The organism is Bradyrhizobium sp. USDA 3650 (assembly GCF_054057395.1).
Window position 1 is genome coordinate 6,151,268 of sequence record NZ_JBSRZG010000001.1, and the last position, 15,515, is coordinate 6,166,782.

The 15,515-nt window shown below is 63.7% G+C and carries 13 protein-coding genes; 6 read left to right on the forward strand and 7 right to left on the reverse strand.

Annotation, left to right across the window (positions count from 1 at the left end; genetic code table 11):
- Positions 1-38: 38 nt before the first annotated feature.
- The 3 genes from ACVIN2_RS28895 (at position 39) to ACVIN2_RS28905 (ending at position 2,613) form a co-directional block, all read left to right on the forward strand.
- Positions 39-1,691, forward strand: coding sequence for an FAD-binding protein (locus tag ACVIN2_RS28895; protein ID WP_456768180.1), 1,653 nt, complete (start codon positions 39-41; stop codon positions 1,689-1,691).
- 158 nt (positions 1,692-1,849) lie between these two features.
- Complete coding sequence (locus ACVIN2_RS28900) at positions 1,850-2,011, forward strand: DUF2934 domain-containing protein (RefSeq protein WP_007595988.1); 162 nt, start codon at positions 1,850-1,852, stop codon at positions 2,009-2,011.
- Positions 2,012-2,325: 314 nt separating this feature from the next.
- On the forward strand, positions 2,326-2,613 hold the full coding sequence (locus ACVIN2_RS28905) for a DUF2934 domain-containing protein (protein WP_456768181.1): 288 nt from the start codon (positions 2,326-2,328) through the stop codon (positions 2,611-2,613).
- Between the two features lie 243 nt (positions 2,614-2,856).
- On the opposite strand, the gene ACVIN2_RS28910 is transcribed toward ACVIN2_RS28905, so the two are convergent.
- Complete coding sequence (locus ACVIN2_RS28910) at positions 2,857-3,588, reverse strand: DUF3750 domain-containing protein (protein WP_456768182.1); 732 nt, start codon at positions 3,586-3,588, stop codon at positions 2,857-2,859.
- A 120-nt stretch (positions 3,589-3,708) separates the two neighbouring features.
- On the opposite strand from ACVIN2_RS28910, the gene ACVIN2_RS28915 reads away from it, so the two are divergent.
- Positions 3,709-3,969: a hypothetical protein gene (locus ACVIN2_RS28915; protein ID WP_007595982.1), complete on the forward strand. Its 261-nt coding sequence runs from the start codon at positions 3,709-3,711 to the stop codon at positions 3,967-3,969.
- 117 nt (positions 3,970-4,086) lie between these two features.
- Here the strand turns inward: ACVIN2_RS28915 and ACVIN2_RS28920 are convergent, their stop codons facing one another.
- Complete coding sequence (locus ACVIN2_RS28920) at positions 4,087-4,374, reverse strand: hypothetical protein (protein ID WP_456768183.1); 288 nt, start codon at positions 4,372-4,374, stop codon at positions 4,087-4,089.
- On the opposite strand from ACVIN2_RS28920, the gene ACVIN2_RS28925 reads away from it, so the two are divergent.
- Entirely contained in the window at positions 4,373-7,489 is a 3,117-nt protein-coding gene (locus tag ACVIN2_RS28925; protein WP_456768184.1) for a DEAD/DEAH box helicase, read from the forward strand. The genes ACVIN2_RS28920 and ACVIN2_RS28925 overlap by 2 nt on opposite strands.
- A 3-nt stretch (positions 7,490-7,492) precedes the next feature.
- Here the strand turns inward: ACVIN2_RS28925 and ACVIN2_RS28930 are convergent, their stop codons facing one another.
- The 5 genes from ACVIN2_RS28930 to glgA all read right to left on the reverse strand — a co-directional run bounded on the left by ACVIN2_RS28930 (position 7,493) and on the right by glgA (position 13,332).
- A complete protein-coding gene (locus tag ACVIN2_RS28930) occupies positions 7,493-8,764 on the reverse strand; it encodes a DUF892 family protein (protein ID WP_456768185.1) in 1,272 nt (423 codons plus the stop codon).
- A 146-nt stretch (positions 8,765-8,910) separates the two neighbouring features.
- Positions 8,911-9,204: a hypothetical protein gene (locus tag ACVIN2_RS28935; protein ID WP_456768186.1), complete on the reverse strand. Its 294-nt coding sequence runs from the start codon at positions 9,202-9,204 to the stop codon at positions 8,911-8,913.
- A 105-nt stretch (positions 9,205-9,309) separates the two neighbouring features.
- Entirely contained in the window at positions 9,310-11,547 is a 2,238-nt protein-coding gene (glgX, locus tag ACVIN2_RS28940) for a glycogen debranching protein GlgX (RefSeq protein ID WP_456768187.1), read from the reverse strand.
- A 43-nt stretch (positions 11,548-11,590) separates the two neighbouring features.
- The gene (locus ACVIN2_RS28945; RefSeq protein WP_456768188.1) at positions 11,591-11,848 is read right to left on the reverse strand and encodes a hypothetical protein; all 258 of its coding nucleotides are present in this window, start codon (positions 11,846-11,848) and stop codon (positions 11,591-11,593) included.
- Between the two features lie 74 nt (positions 11,849-11,922).
- Complete coding sequence (gene glgA / locus ACVIN2_RS28950; RefSeq protein ID WP_247287719.1) at positions 11,923-13,332, reverse strand: glycogen synthase GlgA; 1,410 nt, start codon at positions 13,330-13,332, stop codon at positions 11,923-11,925.
- Between the two features lie 335 nt (positions 13,333-13,667).
- Here glgA and treZ point away from each other — a divergent pair, with 335 nt between their 5' ends.
- Positions 13,668-15,479, forward strand: a complete 1,812-nt coding sequence (gene treZ, locus ACVIN2_RS28955; RefSeq protein WP_456768189.1) for a malto-oligosyltrehalose trehalohydrolase — start codon at positions 13,668-13,670, stop codon at positions 15,477-15,479.
- The last annotated feature ends 36 nt before the right edge of the window (positions 15,480-15,515 follow it).

Below are 15,515 nucleotides of genomic sequence, written 5' to 3' on the forward strand. Positions count from 1 at the left end.
ACCGATCTCCTGGTCGTCGGGGGGCGGGTGCCGCCGGCATGACGACATCGCTGGTGGCTGCCCTCGAGGGGCTCGACGTGATCCTTTGCGAGAAGTCGGACACAGTCGGCGGTACGACTGCGACCTCCGCCGGCACCATCTGGATTCCGGGCAATCGGCAGGGACTGCTTGCAGGAAGACCAGACTCGACCGAGGCGGCGCGTGTCTATCTTGAAGCATTGCTAGGCGAACACGCCGCGGACGCGCGTGTGGATGCGTTCCTCCAGACGGGTCCTCTCATGCTCGACTATCTCGAGCAGAGGACGAGCGTACGGTTTGCGGCGCCGCCGGTACATCCCGACTACAAGAATCTTCCTGGGGCAGCGATCGGTGGTCGTGCTCTCGGCGCCGTTCCGTTCGACGGCCGCAAGCTTGGCAAGGACTTCGAGCGCATCAGGGCCCCGCGGCGAGAGTTCATGGTCCTCGGCGGCATGATGGTCGGAAAGGCGGACATCCCGGCGTTGCTGGCGCCATTCCGCAACTGGACGAACTTTAGGCATGTCGTTGGTCTTCTCGGTCGGCATTTGCTCGATCGACTTCGCTACAATCGCGGAACGCGTCTGATTATGGGCAATGCTCTCATCGCGAGGCTGTTGGACAGCCTCCGTCATTCCGGCGTGGATCTGCGATATGAGACCGAGCTCGTTGAGCTCATCCGGAGCGGCGACGCAGTCGTCGGGGCCGTTTTGTCATCGTCCTCGAGAGCATTGGCAATACGTGCCCGCAGAGGCGTGGTGCTGGCAACGGGAGGCATCGGCTGGAGCCGCGAACTTCGCGAAAGGTTTTTCCCCGAGGGCGCGCACCGATTTTCACTCGCGCCATCGTGCAATACCGGGGACGGCCTGCTAGCGGCCGAACGCGTCGACGCGGTGATCCAGCGCGATTTCGATAGCCCCGCCTTGTGGATGCCGAGCTCGGTCATGACGCAGGCGGACGGCTACGTCTCGGTATTTCCGCACATTATGCTGGATCGTGCCAAGCCAGGACTGCTTGCGGTGAACAAGTCGGGCCGCCGTTTTGTTAATGAAGCCGACTCCTATCACGACTTCGTGGAAGCGATGTTGCGATCGGACTCGCCTTCCGTATTAGCTACGCCGGCTTTCCTAATTTGCGATCGCGCCTTTATCGGCGACTATGGCATTGGTCTCGTTCATCCCAGGACGAGGGATTTGGATAAATTTCTGAAGGCTAAATATTTGCTGGCAGGCGAAACGATTGAAGCACTGGCCAACAACATCGGCGTCGATGGCGGCGAGCTTGCTCAAACTATTGAGCGATACAATCGCTATGCCGAGAGCGGTGTGGACGAAGAGTTCGGCCGCGGTTCAAGCGAGTTGAACCGGTTCAATGGTGATCCCCGGAACGTGCCAAACCCGTGCCTGCGCCGGATCGGTCCTGGGCCATACTATGCCGTCGCAGTATGGCCGACGGATCTCGCCAGCAGTGCCGGCTTGTGCACGGATTCAACCGCCCGGGTCCTGTCTAGCCGTGGGACGGCCATACCCGGACTCTACGCCGTCGGTACCGATTCATCCTCGATCTTTCGAGGCACTTATCCGGGCCCGGGCACGATGATCGGGCCTGCGATGGTATTCGGATGGTGCGCGGCGATGCATGCCGCGGGTGCTTCAGCTCAGGAAGAAGATAACTGAAAGCCGGTTCGTCCGCCGCTCCGAACTAGGAACTCTTGCGCACCATCGAGGCTTGACTCGGCGGGCCAGCGTCGCCGCCGATTTGCTGGCCTGCACGGCCCCGCCTCCAAGCCCCCATACCCCCCAGGGTGGGGCCGTGTCTCTTCGCAGGAGATGCAATGCCGGAGCCGACCGATCACGACATCAGAGAACGCGCGCACCGATTGTGGGAACAGGCGGGCAAGCCGGAAGGCCGCGAGGAAGAGTTCTGGCACGCGGCCGAGCAGGAGTTGCGCAACGAGGACAAGTCGAACCCAATGCGGACGCCGGATACGCTGTGACCAACAAGAGATGCCCATTCTGCTGTGGTCTGGGATGGGTCTGCGAAAACCATCCGCTCCGCGCCTGGAGTGAGGAACTGGGCGGCTGCCGCTGCGGTGCAGGCATGCCCTGCACCTGCAACACGACGGAAGACCCCGAAACAAGGGCGGTGATCGTCGAAGCGGACACGACGTGGCATTGAAGGACCCTGGCATTGAAGGACCCTGGCATTGAAGGACCTGGCATTGAAGGCGGAACAGAGCCTTCCAGCAGGAATTGAGGTTGTGAGCAGCACGGGCTGCGACGCAGGCCCGTGGCTACGGCGGGGTTTGCGGTGGACGAGCGGCAAAAGATAGAGCACCAGATCGAACTCGCAACGCGAGCGGCTGCGCTCGTCAAAGACGAAACCACCGTCCAACGATTCAGGAACTTTGCCGAGGAGCTGAAGCAGAAGCTGCTTCGCATGATGGGGCGCGGCAAGGTGCGAGCGCGCGCTTACGAACTCTGGGAGCAGGCCGGTCGCCCGGCCGATCGGGATGTGGAGTTCTGGGTCGAAGCGGAACGGCAGATCGAACAAGAACGCGAACAGCGGAAGCTCTCGGATCCCTCAGACAAACGATAGAAAGCGAAGCGATAGGACGAAACGATACACAAAGAAAAAACCGCCGAGTTCTTCACCCTGGCGGCTTCAAAAGTCCGTAGCTGTTGGTCGCCTCTCCAGCCTCGTGCGTACCGCCGTTACCTTGTTTGCGGCCATGCAAGATCATTCTAGGCCAACGCGCTCGATTCTGCTGTGACCTGAAGCACACATTGGAAGGACGACGTGTGGCAACCGACCGCGGGTGCCAGCTGGCACCCGGCCTGCCTACGCGCCGGCCGCGACACCCAGGCGGCCGATGCCTGGAAGCTTCAGCGCGGGACGGCGGATGTCGAGGCCGAGCACCGCGCCGAGGAAATTGATCTCGACCCCTTCGACCCAGCCGATGGTCATGCCGAGATAGCCCGACAGCGAGGCGTAGAGCCCGGTGCCGGACGCCGTGATCCCGGCCCAGCGTCCGCTGTAGGGAAAGTCCTTGCCGATGGCGGTCGGCGGCAGCACCGCGCGCAGCTCGGGAACGGCGTCCAGCGCCGCCTGCACGAAGGTGTTGGAATTCGGTCCCGGCCAGGCACTGTAGTCGCCATAGGCGCGGAACTTGTAATTTTCGATGACGGAACGGATCTTGGGAATCAGCGCTTCGGCCCGCGCGCCGTCGACGGCGACGACCGTCTCCGGGAGGGCGCCGAACCAGCGGCCGTCGGGGGCAAAGCCGTTGCTACGAACAGGGTCGCCCCAGGCCGTGTAGTCGTATCGGCTGTAGGTGGCGGCGCCCTTCTCCTTCACGACGATCCAGGTGTGAACGGCAAAAATACTCCGCCAGCGCACGGTGCGCGCGGCGAACACGCGGATCAGCGCGTCCGGATTGACGGATGCGGGCGGCAGCAGGCCGGCGCTGGAGCGATCCGCCGTCTGCCAATTGCCGCGGCCGTCGCCGCGCAAATAATAGCGGCCGGCCGACACGCCGATCGGCAGGAAGATCAGCAGCAGGAACAGAATCAAGGATTTCCTCAAGGGCAAACGCGGTCAGGCGGGACGATGCCACCAATATAGTTCGCAAGGCACGCCGCGCCAGCGCTCTCCTGCTCTTGCATTCGGGTGGTGCGGCCATATGTTGCGTCCATGAGGAAGTTGTCGCTCGTCGAGGACCAGGCCATCCAGGCGCGAATCGCGTACATCGCGGGCGCCGAGATTTTCGATCGCCTCTTCGCCGGCATCCGGTTCGACGAAATCGACGGCAATCTGCTGTTTGCCATTGCCAGCGACGAAGACTGCGCAGCCGAGATCGAGGACGAGTTCTCGCACCAGCTCGCTGTGGTCGCAACGCACATCCTCGCGCAGAGCGTGGACGTGGTCGTGGTGCTGCCGAAGGTCCTGCAATAGCCGCCTGCCCCTTGGGCCTTCTGCCCGTCAGGCCGCTTGCCTTTGCCCCCTGTCTCTGCTTTTCAACGCAATTGCAAGATTGTAATGACGTCATTGGGCGCTCAGGCCCGAGGCGCGTTATCGACGGAGCTCGACGGGAGGGCTCGTCGTCGCTCGCCTCTGTTTGCGAAACAAAGTTGGATACACATTGGCGCCCACCAGGAAAGCCCGGGCCACGACCGGCGCGATAAAGACAAAAAGCAAGAGCTCGAGAAGCAAAGGCTCGATAAGCAAGAGCGCGAAAAGCAAGAGTTCGAAGAGCACGAGTTCGAAAAGCAAGACTTCGAAAAGTACCAGCTCGACAACCACGCGCCCGGACAAGAGCGCCTCGCGTTCCGCGGTCGCCTCCTCATCGCCGCTCGGCATGCTGGCGCTGCATCTGCTTGATCACTGGGAGAAGTCCGGCCGCGACGGCCTCGTCTTCCTCTGCGACGACGAGAGCAGGGCGGAGCGGCTGGGCGGCGTAATCCACGCCCTCGATCCCACGGTCGACGTGCTGGTGTTTCCGCGCCTGAACACCCTGCCCTTCGACGGCCTCGAGCCCTCCCGCGAGATCGCGGGCCGGCGCAGCTCGGTGCTGCGGCGTCTCGCCAAGGCAAAGAAACCCGTCTTCCTGGTGTCGACCGCGGAAGCCATCATGGAACGGCTGCCGCTGCCGGCGAGCTGGTCGCGGTCGAGCCTCACGCTGAAGGTGGGCGCGCCCTATTCCGGGCCCGAGCTGGAGACCCGCTTGGAGGCTCTCGGCTACGATCTCGACGAAGAGGCGGAGTATCCGGGCGGCGTCCTGTTCCACGGCAAGACGTTCGAAGTGTTTCCCGCCGGCGCGCTCGCTCCCTTCCGGATCGAGCATTCCGGAGACACGATCCGCAAGATCGTCGCGGTCGATCCGATCGAGCACGAGATCGTCTACGAGACCGCCGAATTGATCATCGATCCCATGTCCGAACGGATCGCGTTGGGAGCTACGCGCGGACAGCGGGCGACACTGCCGGATTATTGCAGCCGCGCGCGATGGATCGCGGATGCCGGGGTATCGGCCCACGCCGAGAGCTGGCTGGGCACGATCGAGGACGCCGCCGGCCGCAGGGACGCGGAGCGCGAGTATCTAGGGCAGGCGGACTGGAAGCAGCTGAAGAAGCGCATCAGCGTGCTGCCGCGCAAGGCCGCCTTCATCTCGACGCCGGAGTTCTCGAAGCTGGCCTCGCCGCGCAAGGCGCTTCGTGCCTTTGTCGCCGACATGCAGCGCGGCGGATCGCGGCTGCTGTTCGTCGCCGCCGTCGAGGATGACCTTCGCGCGATGGAGCGCATGAGCGGCATCAAGGCGGAGCGCCTGGCCGATTGGAGCGAGGTGACGAAGGCACGGAGCCGTGAAGGCGCGCTGCTGGCCGATTTCGACGCGGGGTTCATTGGCGCCGGCCGCAAGCCGCTTGTCGTCGTGACCGCGTCCGACGTGCTCGGCAGCCGGGCCCATCATCCCCAGCCGATGGCGCGCGCCTGGAACCCGGCGTTCGATCATCCCGACGTGCCCGAAAAGGGCGCCGCCATTGTCCATCTGCAACGCGGGCTCGCCGTGCTCGACGGCTTGCAGACCCTCGACATGGGCAAGGGATCGCGACGCGAGATGATCAGGCTCAAATTCGCGGGCGACAATGCCGTGCTCGTACCGCCGTCCGATCTCGCGGTGATCTGGCCTTATGCCGGCGAGCCCGGCAAGCTGACGCTCGACAAGGCGGACGGCAGCAGCTGGTGGGCGCGGCGTACCGAGGCGGAAGCGGAAATCCAGGTCGCCGCCAAGGCGCTCGCCAAACACATCAGCCAGCGTCTCCGCCGTCGTGCACCCAAACTGGTGCCGCCGGGGCCGGCTTACGAAAAATTCGTGGCGCGGTTCCCCTATTTCACAACTGTGGACCAGGCTCAGGCGATTCAAGACGTCCTCGACGATCTTGCGGCGGGCCATCCGATGGACAGGGTGATCTGCGGTGACGTCGGCTTCGGCAAGACCGAGGTCGCGCTGCGCGCGGCGGCCGCAGTGGCGCTGTCGGGCAAGCAGGTGGCGATCGCGGCGCCGACGACCGTGCTGGCGCGGCAGCATGTCGAAACCTTCCGCAAGCGGTTCGGCCCCCTCGGGATCGAGGTGGGAAGCCTGTCGCGGGCCAGTTCAGGCCCGGAGACGCGAGAGACCAAGGAGGGGCTGCGGCGCGGCACGCTGAAAGTCGTGGTTGGCACGCAGGCGCTTGCGGCAAAGGACGTGAAGTTCGCCGATCTCGGCCTCGTCATCATCGACGAAGAGCAGCATTTCGGGGCGGCGGAGAAGGCGAAGCTCTCAGGCCTCGCCAAGGGTGCTCATTCGCTGTGGATGAGCGCCACGCCGATCCCTCGCACGCTCGCGGCGGGACTTGCCGGCTTCAGGGACCTCAGTGTGATTGCCTCGCCGCCGGTTCATCGCCTTCCCATCGTGACCAGGATCGCGCCGCTGTCCGACGCTGCCATCGCCGCGGCGCTGCTCCGCGAGCGCAGGCGGCACGGTCAGAGCTTCCTGATCTGCCCGCGCATCCAGGATCTGGAGCCGATGCTGGCCCGTGTGCAATCGGTGGCCCCGGAGCTGCGCATCGTCTGTCTTCACGGCAGACTGCCCGTGGACGAGATCGACGACCGCATGATGAGTTTCGTCGATGGCGAGGCGGATGTGCTGCTGGCGACCAATATCGTGGAAAGCGGTCTCGATATTCCACGCGCGAACACCATCGTGGTGTGCTGGCCCGAAAAGTTCGGGCTTGCACAGCTGCATCAGCTCAGGGGACGGGTGGGACGCGGCGGCACGCGCGCGTTTGCTCATTTGCTGACGGAATCGACCTCGGAGCAGTCCGAGAAACGTCTGGCGGTGCTGGAGGAGTTCAGCAAGCCAGGTGCCGGCTTTGCGATCAGCGAGCGCGACCTCGACCTCAGGGGCGCCGGCGATCTGTTTTCGGAACAGCAGTCCGGCCACGTCCAGGTGTTCGGACCCGTGCTCTACAGTCATCTGCTGAAGCGGGCGTCCGAGCGAGGCAGCGATACCGGCGCCGATCTGTGGGTCCCCGATCTCAATATGCCGCTGGCCGACATGCTGCCCGAAGGCTACGTGCAATCGGAAGCGGTCCGGCTTGAGATCTATGGCCGCGCTGCCAGGTGCCGAAGCGACGACGATCTGGAAGACCTGGAGGAGGAGATCTCGCGTCGTTTCGGCAGGCTGCCGCCGGAGGCCCGCGACTTCTTCGCATCCGCCAGGCTACGGATCGATTGCAAACGGCGCGGCATCGTCAGGCTCGATGTCGGGCCGGAGGCCGTCGCCGCGACGTTCCTGCCGGGGCGGCTGCGGAAATCCAGGGGAAGGTCGCAGACGGGAGCCCTGCAGCGCGACGGCGACCGCGTTGTTCACGCCGGCCGCCGCGACGCGGATCCGTTCAGCCGGGTCGAGGAGTTTCTCGACCTGCTGGACGCCTAGGGATCATTCGGTCTGCTCGACCGCCGCGGGCATTTTCGCCACCGACATCAGCGAGCGGGCCACCTGGTTGAGGAGCTGATCGGCGTTCTCCTCCTCGGCCAGCGATTTCGACAGCAGGGCGACAATGGCACTGTGGCGAAGCTGCTGGGCGAGGTTGCGCGCCGTGGTGTAGCCCGCGATCTCGTAATGCTCGACGCGCTGCGCCGCGCCGATCAGGGCGAGGTCGGCCGCCGCGTCCTCCTTGTCCTCGCCCTCGGCCATGATCTCCTGGCCTTCCTCGACGAGGCCCATCATGCCCTTGCAGGGCTTGGCGCGGGCAGATTTGCCGAGCATTTCGAAGCAGTCGTTGATGCGCTCGACCTGCGCTTCGGTCTCCGCGAGGTGCTGCTCGAACAGCTCGCGCAACTGGTCGAAGCGGGCGGCCTCCGCCATCTTGGGCAGCGCCTTGGTCAATTGCTTCTCGGCATGCAGGATATCGCGCAGCTCGTTGATGAGCAGATCGCCGAGACCCGCTTCGTCCGCCGGGGGCGAGCTCTCGGTGACGATGGCCGAGGCCGGGCCCGGTTCGCCCGCCTGGATCGCCGGCGACTCCGTGAAGACCCAGTCGCCGCCCTCGTTCCAGGGGCCGCGCGTGTCGATCTCGCCATGATCGCCGGCGCCAGTGGAATCGTTGAAGAACTGATCCACGAGGCCGGGCGTCGGCGCGATGCGGCCGATGCTGAACGCCGGCTTGCCCATGCTCTCGAGCGCCAGTGCGAATGCCTTCATATGCGTGATCTCGCGGGTCATCAGGAACTGCAGCGCGTCCTTGCTGCCGGCGTCGTCGCAGAAGTTGATCAGCCGCTCGTAGACGATCTTGGCCCGCGCCTCTGCGGCGATGTTGCTGCGCAGATCGACGTCGAGCTCGCCGGTAATCTTCAGATAGTCGGCGGTCCAGGCATTTCCCTGGGAGTTGAAGAGATTGACCCCGCCGCCGCCCGCGATGGCGATGAGGGGATCGGCTTCGGCTGCCTGGCGGTCGAACTTCGACGGCTTGAGATGCATCCGCGCCAGCGTGCCGACCACTTCCAGATGGCTGAGCTCTTCGGTGCCGATGTCCATCAGCAGGTCCTTGCGATCGGGATCCTCGCAGTTCAATCCCTGGATCGAGTACTGCATCGCGGCGGCGAGCTCGCCATTGGCGCCGCCGAACTGCTCCAGCAGCATGTTGCCAAAGCGCGGATCCGGCTCGTCGACGCGAACGGTGAACATCAGCTTCTTGACGTGATGATACATGGCGGGACTCTCGTATTGGGAGGACAGGAAAGAAGATGTCTTCCGAACGGGCGGCTTCAGCGTTCGTTCCTCGCGAAACGACCTGCGCCGATAATGTCAGGCGCAGGTCGTTCGAAGTCGATCGGCAGAATTGTGGACGTGTTCGTTTAGCGCTGGTCCGGACGCTTGGCGGGCGGCCCATTCTTATTGCCCGGTGCGCCCTGAATTTTCGACGGGTCCTGCGATTGCACGGCGGTGTTGCCAGTGGAGCTCGTCGAGCTCGATCCGACGGTCTCACCGGGCTTGGCGGCCGGACCGTTCTTGTTGCCGGGCTGTCCGGCAATCCCGGCACCCGAATTCTGCGCGCTCGGCGCGGACGAAACGTCAGGCTTGCTGGCCTGCGCCCAGGCTGCTCCAGGCAGCGCGAGAGCGGCGAGGATAACGGCACCTGTGAACTTCATCTCGGTGTTCTCCGACTGATGCCCCATCTACTCGAACGCCGGTGACCTGCGTGCGTTCCCTGTCGTCATCAACTCGAAAACGTCTTCTCGCACTGTCATGGCGAACTATCCGGGCAGTGGCGCCTCCACGACGTCCAGCAGCGCGCCGAGACCCTGTCGCAAACGGCGCGTGGCGATGCTCTCGGTGGCGAGACCGAACACCACGAGGGATCGCCCGGTCATCGCATAAACATGCCCGAATTCGAATGCCGGCATCTGCCCCTCCGGTTGATTGGTGTCGATCAATCCGATCCAGCTGCGTCCCTCGGCGACCGCGGGCAAGGTGAAATTGACGACGTCGTGATGAGCATTGTAGATCAGCAGCATGGTTGCGTCCGAACCGCGGCGCTTGATCCCGGTCTCCTGCGCGCGGCCGTCGAGCAGCAAAGCGAAACATTTGGCGTTGCCGTCCTGCCACTGCTCCGTCGTCATTTCCTCTCCGGACGGCGCGAGCCACGTCACGTCCTTGACGTCCAGCTCTTCATTGTGCGAGCCGACCAGAAAGCGGCTGCGGTAGAGAATCGGAAATGCCTTGCGCGTGGCGATCAGCTTGCGCGTGAATTCGCGCAGGCTGCGGCCGTTCGCGGTGATGCCCATCCAGTCGAGCCATGTGGTCTCGTTGTCCTGGGCGTACGCGTTGTTGTTGCCGTGCTGGGTGTGTCCGAATTCGTCGCCGGCAAGCAGCATGGGTGTGCCGTGAGACAACAGCATGGTCGCCAGCAGATTGCGCTTCTGGCGCTCGCGCAGCGCAATGATTTCCGGATCGTCCGTCGGTCCCTCGGCGCCGCAGTTCCAGGAATGATTGTTGCTGTGGCCGTCGCGATTGTCCTCGCCATTGGCCTCGTTGTGCTTGTCGTTGTACGAGACGAGGTCATTGAGATTGAAACCGTCATGGGCGGTGACGAAGTTGACGCTGGCCCATGGCCGGCGGCCGCGCTTGTTGAAGAGATCGCCGGAGCCAGACACGCGCTTGGCGAAGTCCGCGATCGACCCCTCGTCGCCCTTCCAGAAAGCGCGCACGGTGTCTCTGAACTTGTCGTTCCACTCCGCCCATCCCGGCGGAAACTGACCAACCTGATATCCGCCCGGACCGATGTCCCAGGGCTCGGCGATCAGCTTGACGCTGGAGAGCACGGGGTCCTGGCGGCAGGCATCGAGGAAGCCGCCGCCTTCGTCGAACCCGTAGGGCTCCCGCGCCAGGATGGTGGCGAGGTCGAAACGGAAACCGTCGACCCGCATCTCGGTCGCCCAGTAGCGCAGGGAATCCGCGACCAGTTGCAGCACACGCGGGTGCGACAGGTTTACCGTATTCCCGGTACCGGTATCGTTGATGTAGTAGCGCTGCTGGTCCGGCAGCAGGCGGTAATAACTGGCGTTGTCGATGCCCTTGAACGACAGGGTCGGGCCGAGCTCGTTTCCTTCCGCGGTGTGATTGTAGACGACGTCGAGGATGACCTCGATGCCATGAGCGTGGAACTGGTTGACCATGGTCTTGAATTCGTTCGCGAACGGCGTCTTGAGGTAACGCGGCTCCGGCGCGAAGAAGGCGAGGGAGTTGTAGCCCCAGTAATTGCGTAAGCCTTTCTCGACCAGATAGCTGTCGTCGACGAAGGCATGGATCGGCAGCAATTCTGCACTGGTGATGCCGAGCGATCGCAGATAGGCCGGAACTTCCGAATGCGCGAGACCGGAGAACGTGCCGCGGTCTGCGTCGGGCACCAGCGGATGTAGCTGGGTAAAGCCCTTGACGTGCATCTCGTAGACGATCGTCCGCTCCCACGGCACTTCCGGCTTGCGCGCGGCGCCCCAGGTGAAGGCCGGGTCGATGACGCGGCATTTCTGCATCAAGGGCGCGCTGTCGCGTTCGTCGTAGGAGAGATCCTTGTCGACATGGTCGAGCTGGTAGCCGAACAGCTCCGGTCCCCAGCGCAACCGGCCGACCAGCTGCTTGGCGTAGGGATCGAGCACGAGCTTGTTGGGATTGAAACGGTGTCCCGCGTCGGGTTCGTAGGGGCCATGGACGCGGTAGCCGTAGACGGTGCCGGGACGGGCCGCGGGCAAATAGCCGTGCCAGACTTCGTCGGTGTATTCCGGGAGCTCGATCCGCTCCAGTTCGGTTTCGCCGTCGTCGTCGAACAGGCAGAGTTCGACCTTGGTGGCATGAGCCGAAAACAGGGCGAAATTGACGCCGAGCCCGTCCCAGGTGGCGCCGAGCGGAAACGGCTTGCCCTCGCTGATGCGGGAGCGGCGCAGGCTCGAGGCCGCCCGCGTCAGGGCGTCATCCGAATGTACTGTTTGATCCATCGTTGCCCCCGAACAGCCCTTCAAGAATTTGGTGCAGTTGCCGTCACTTCCGCGTCGCCTGCTCGCCAACCGCCGCAGAGGCGATGACTGCGACAGGAGGCACATCGTCTGGCTTTGGCAGCGTGGTTGCCCTTTGCAGCGCCGCCTCCTTGCTGATGGCCCCAATCGAGTTGCCGGTCCGCTCGACGATGCTGGTCAGCTCTGCGTCGGACAATCCGAGACGCTTTCTGACAAGGCGCACCTGAGTACGGTCGGCAAGGTCGAGCTTGTTACGGATTGGTTGTGGCTTCGGGCGGCGCATGGCGAAAACTCCTGTGTAGAGTTGCAACCGTCCCCCAAGTGATTCCGTTCCCTGCTTGCCTTGCAGTCGCCCGTCTAGATCGAAGATTTGTAGATCGCCGCGTAGGACTTGGCCGACTGGGTCCAACTGAAGGCCTGTGCCATGGCCGCGCGGCGCATGTGATCGAGGCGGTCCTTCATGCCGAAGGTGGAAAAGGCCCGGCAAAGGCTTCCAAGGAAGCCGGGGGCCGACGCCCGGTCGAACAGGAAGCCCGTCTCGCCGTCCACGATCGTCTCGGCGAGGCCGCCGGTGCGATGGCCGATTGGCAGCGAGCCGAAGCGCTGGGCGTACATCTGGCTCAGCCCGCAGGGTTCGAAGCGCGACGGCATCAGGGTAAAGTCGCTGCCGGCGAAGATCTTTCGTGCCTCGGCGTCGTCGAAGCCGATCTTCACGGCGATCGAGCGCGGCGCGCGGACCTGCGCCTGCAGCAGCGCCTCCTCGAACCGCGTTTCGCCCTTGCCTGTCACGACAATCTGACCACCCGCGTCGACGATCGCTTGCGCACTCTCGATCACGAGGTCGACGCCCTTCTGGTGCACCAGGCGCGCCACGAGCGCGAACAGGGGACCTCTCGAGACTGCCAGCCCGAACTGTTCCCTGACATCGTCGGCATTCAATGATCGTTCGGCCCAGTCACCGGCGCCGAACGGCTGGAACAGCGAGGAGCAGGTGCGCGGATCCCAGCTCTCGTCGATTCCGTTTAAAATGCCGGAAAGCTGGTTGCGATCGGCCCGTTGCCGCAACAGCCCTTCGAGACCGCAGCCGAACTCGGCCGTGGTGATCTCGCGGGCATAGGTCTGGCTGACGGTCGTCAGGTGGGAAGCGTAGACCAGGCCCGCCTTGATGAAGGACAGGCGATTGTAGAATTCCACGCCGTCGATATTGAAGCTCGCCTCGGGAATCCCCAGCGGCGCGAGCGAGCTGCGGTCGAAGACGCCTTGATAGGCCAGATTGTGGATCGTGAACACAGTTGGAATGTGCGCGTAGTGCCATTCCAGATAGCCGGGGATCAATGCACATTGCCAGTCATTGGCATGGACGAGATCGGCGGCCCAATCCTTGTCGACCAATCCTCTCGCAACCTGCGCGGCGGCATAAGAGAAGGTCGCGAACCGGACATTGTTGTCGCCCCAATCAGCTCCGCGGCCATCGGCATAGGGCGTGCCGTCGCGTTCGTAGAGCGCCGGGCATCGGACGACGTAATAGGTCATGCCGTCGGCGGTATGCCCGAGATCGATGGCAAAGGCCGGAAGGGCCGCGAAAGGTTGGCATCGTCCGACGGTCGTAAGGTCTTGTAATCCGCGCAGGACAGCCGGGTAGCCGGGGATGATGACGCGAACGTCAGCAAAGTCGCGCAAGGCGCGCGGGAGAGCCGCCGAGACGGCGGCAAGTCCACCCACTTGAATGAAGTCTGATACTTCGGGCGTCGCGAAAAGGATCCGCATGCGTCACGCCGCCCGGCCCGAGGGACACCACTGGCCTCTGCCAACCATCTCTAGAATTCCAATTGCGCTTCCCCAACGGAGCGCAATTCCTGAATTCCGCGCCGCAACAAACGTTCCTAACTTTCGCCACCGAACAGACTTTTTTCGTCCTCGGTTCAAAAGTGCACACAGAGCGTGTGCGCCGGGTGCGGCGCTCGCCTGAGGAACGAATGCCTGCATCTCGGCTTCTCACGTCCTGAGCATGCTTAAGCGATCGTAAAATCGAGCCTCGCGAAGCGTGTCGTAACTTCCAGCCATGCACGCAAAGGCGGCCAGTTTTGAGTCACAGATTGGGAATGGCCGGGCAAGCGCGACACCACGGTCCTCGATGCCTCGATCACGGGATCTGCTTCAATCTCTGGGCGCCGACGGCGCAATCGGTCGAATTGCTCGAAGCCGGCCGCCCGCCACTCCGGATGATGCGCGACGAGGATGGCTGGTACCAGTCGCTGAGTCCCACCGCGCGTATCGGCACGCGCTATCAGTTCAGGATCAACGAAGATCTGGTCGTTCCCGATCCCGCCTCGTTCTTCCAGCCCGACGACGTCGGGGCGCCGAGCGAGGTGGTGGACACTGCGGCGTTCCGGGACTCGGTGCTCTATCCCGGCCGCCCCTGGGCGGAGGCCGTGATCTACGAGCTGCATGTCGGCACCTTCAGCGAGGAAGGCACCTATGCAGGCGTCGAGAAGAAGTTGCCGTATCTGCGCGATCTCGGCATCACCGCGATCGAGCTGATGCCGCTCAATGACGTCCCCGGCCGGCACAATTGGGGCTATGACGGCGTGCTGCTGAATGCGCCGAATGCACGCTACGGCAGGCCGGAAGACCTCAAGCGGCTGTTACGCGCGGCGCATGCCCTCGACATTATGGTCTATCTCGATGTCGTCTATAACCATTTCGGGCCGCAGCTGAACTATCTGCACCTCTATGCGGAAAGCTTCTTCACCACGCGCCATAGCACCGGCTGGGGCCCTGCGGTCAACCTCGAGGGACACGACGGCGCGTTCGTGCGCGAGTTCCTGATCGAGAACGCGCTGATGTGGCTGCGCGACTACGGATTCGACGGCTTGCGGCTCGACGCCGTTCACGCGCTCAAGGACGATTCCGAACGCCATTTCCTGATCGAGCTGGCCGAGACGGTTCGCAGTCAGCTGCCGGGCCGGCGCGTGCATCTGATGCTGGAGAACGAGGCCAATCAGGCTCGCCTGCTCGACCGGGCGCAAGGGCGACCCCGGTTCCATGACGCGCAATGGGGCGATGATTTTCACAACGCGCTCCACGTGCTGTTGACGGGCGAGGACGAAGGCTATTATCGCGCCTTCGCAGACAGGCCGCTTGAACATCTCGCGCGAGCGCTCACCGAGGGCTTTGCCTACCAAGGCGAAGTCTTTCCGCTGCATGACGAACCGCGCGGCGAGCCGAGCGCGCATCTGCCGCCCGAGGCGACCATCTTCTTCGCCCAGAACCACGACCAGATCGGCAACCGCGCGTTCGGGGAGCGGCTTTCCGCGCTGGTCGGCCCGGAGAAACTGGCCCAGGCCATGGCGCTGGTTCTCTTGAATCCGCACATTCCGATGTTGTTCATGGGTGAGGAAGCCGCGGCCGAGACGCCGTTCTTGTTCTTCGCCGACTGGTCCGGCGAAGCCGCCGAGCTGACGCGGGAAGGGCGGCGCAAGGAGTTCGCGCACTTCAAGGCATTCTCGACCCCCGACATGCGCGCCAGAATTCCGGGTCCCTGCGATGAAAAAACCTTCGAGGCATCGAAGCTCGACTGGACGGGCATCGATCGCTCTCCCGCCAGCGCCAGGTTTCGCAGCCTGACAGCCCAATTGCTGAAGATACGGCGCGAGAAGATCGTTCCACTGATCAAACGTGGTTTGGTGTCGGCCCATTGCAAGTTGCTGGGAGAGAACACTCGCACGGGTGGCCTGGATGCCCGTTGGCGGACGGAGAACGGAGACATCTTGCAGATTGTCGCCAATTTCTCCGACCGCGAACTACCTATGCCAGCGCTGGTTGCGGGCGAGAGCCTATGGCGATTGGGTCCGGCGGACGCGCCAGCCCTGTTGCCGAACGACATCATCGTGCGGCTTGGCCAGGAAGCGTGATGGAACGGCGAGGAACGCTTCCGAAAGCTTTCCGTT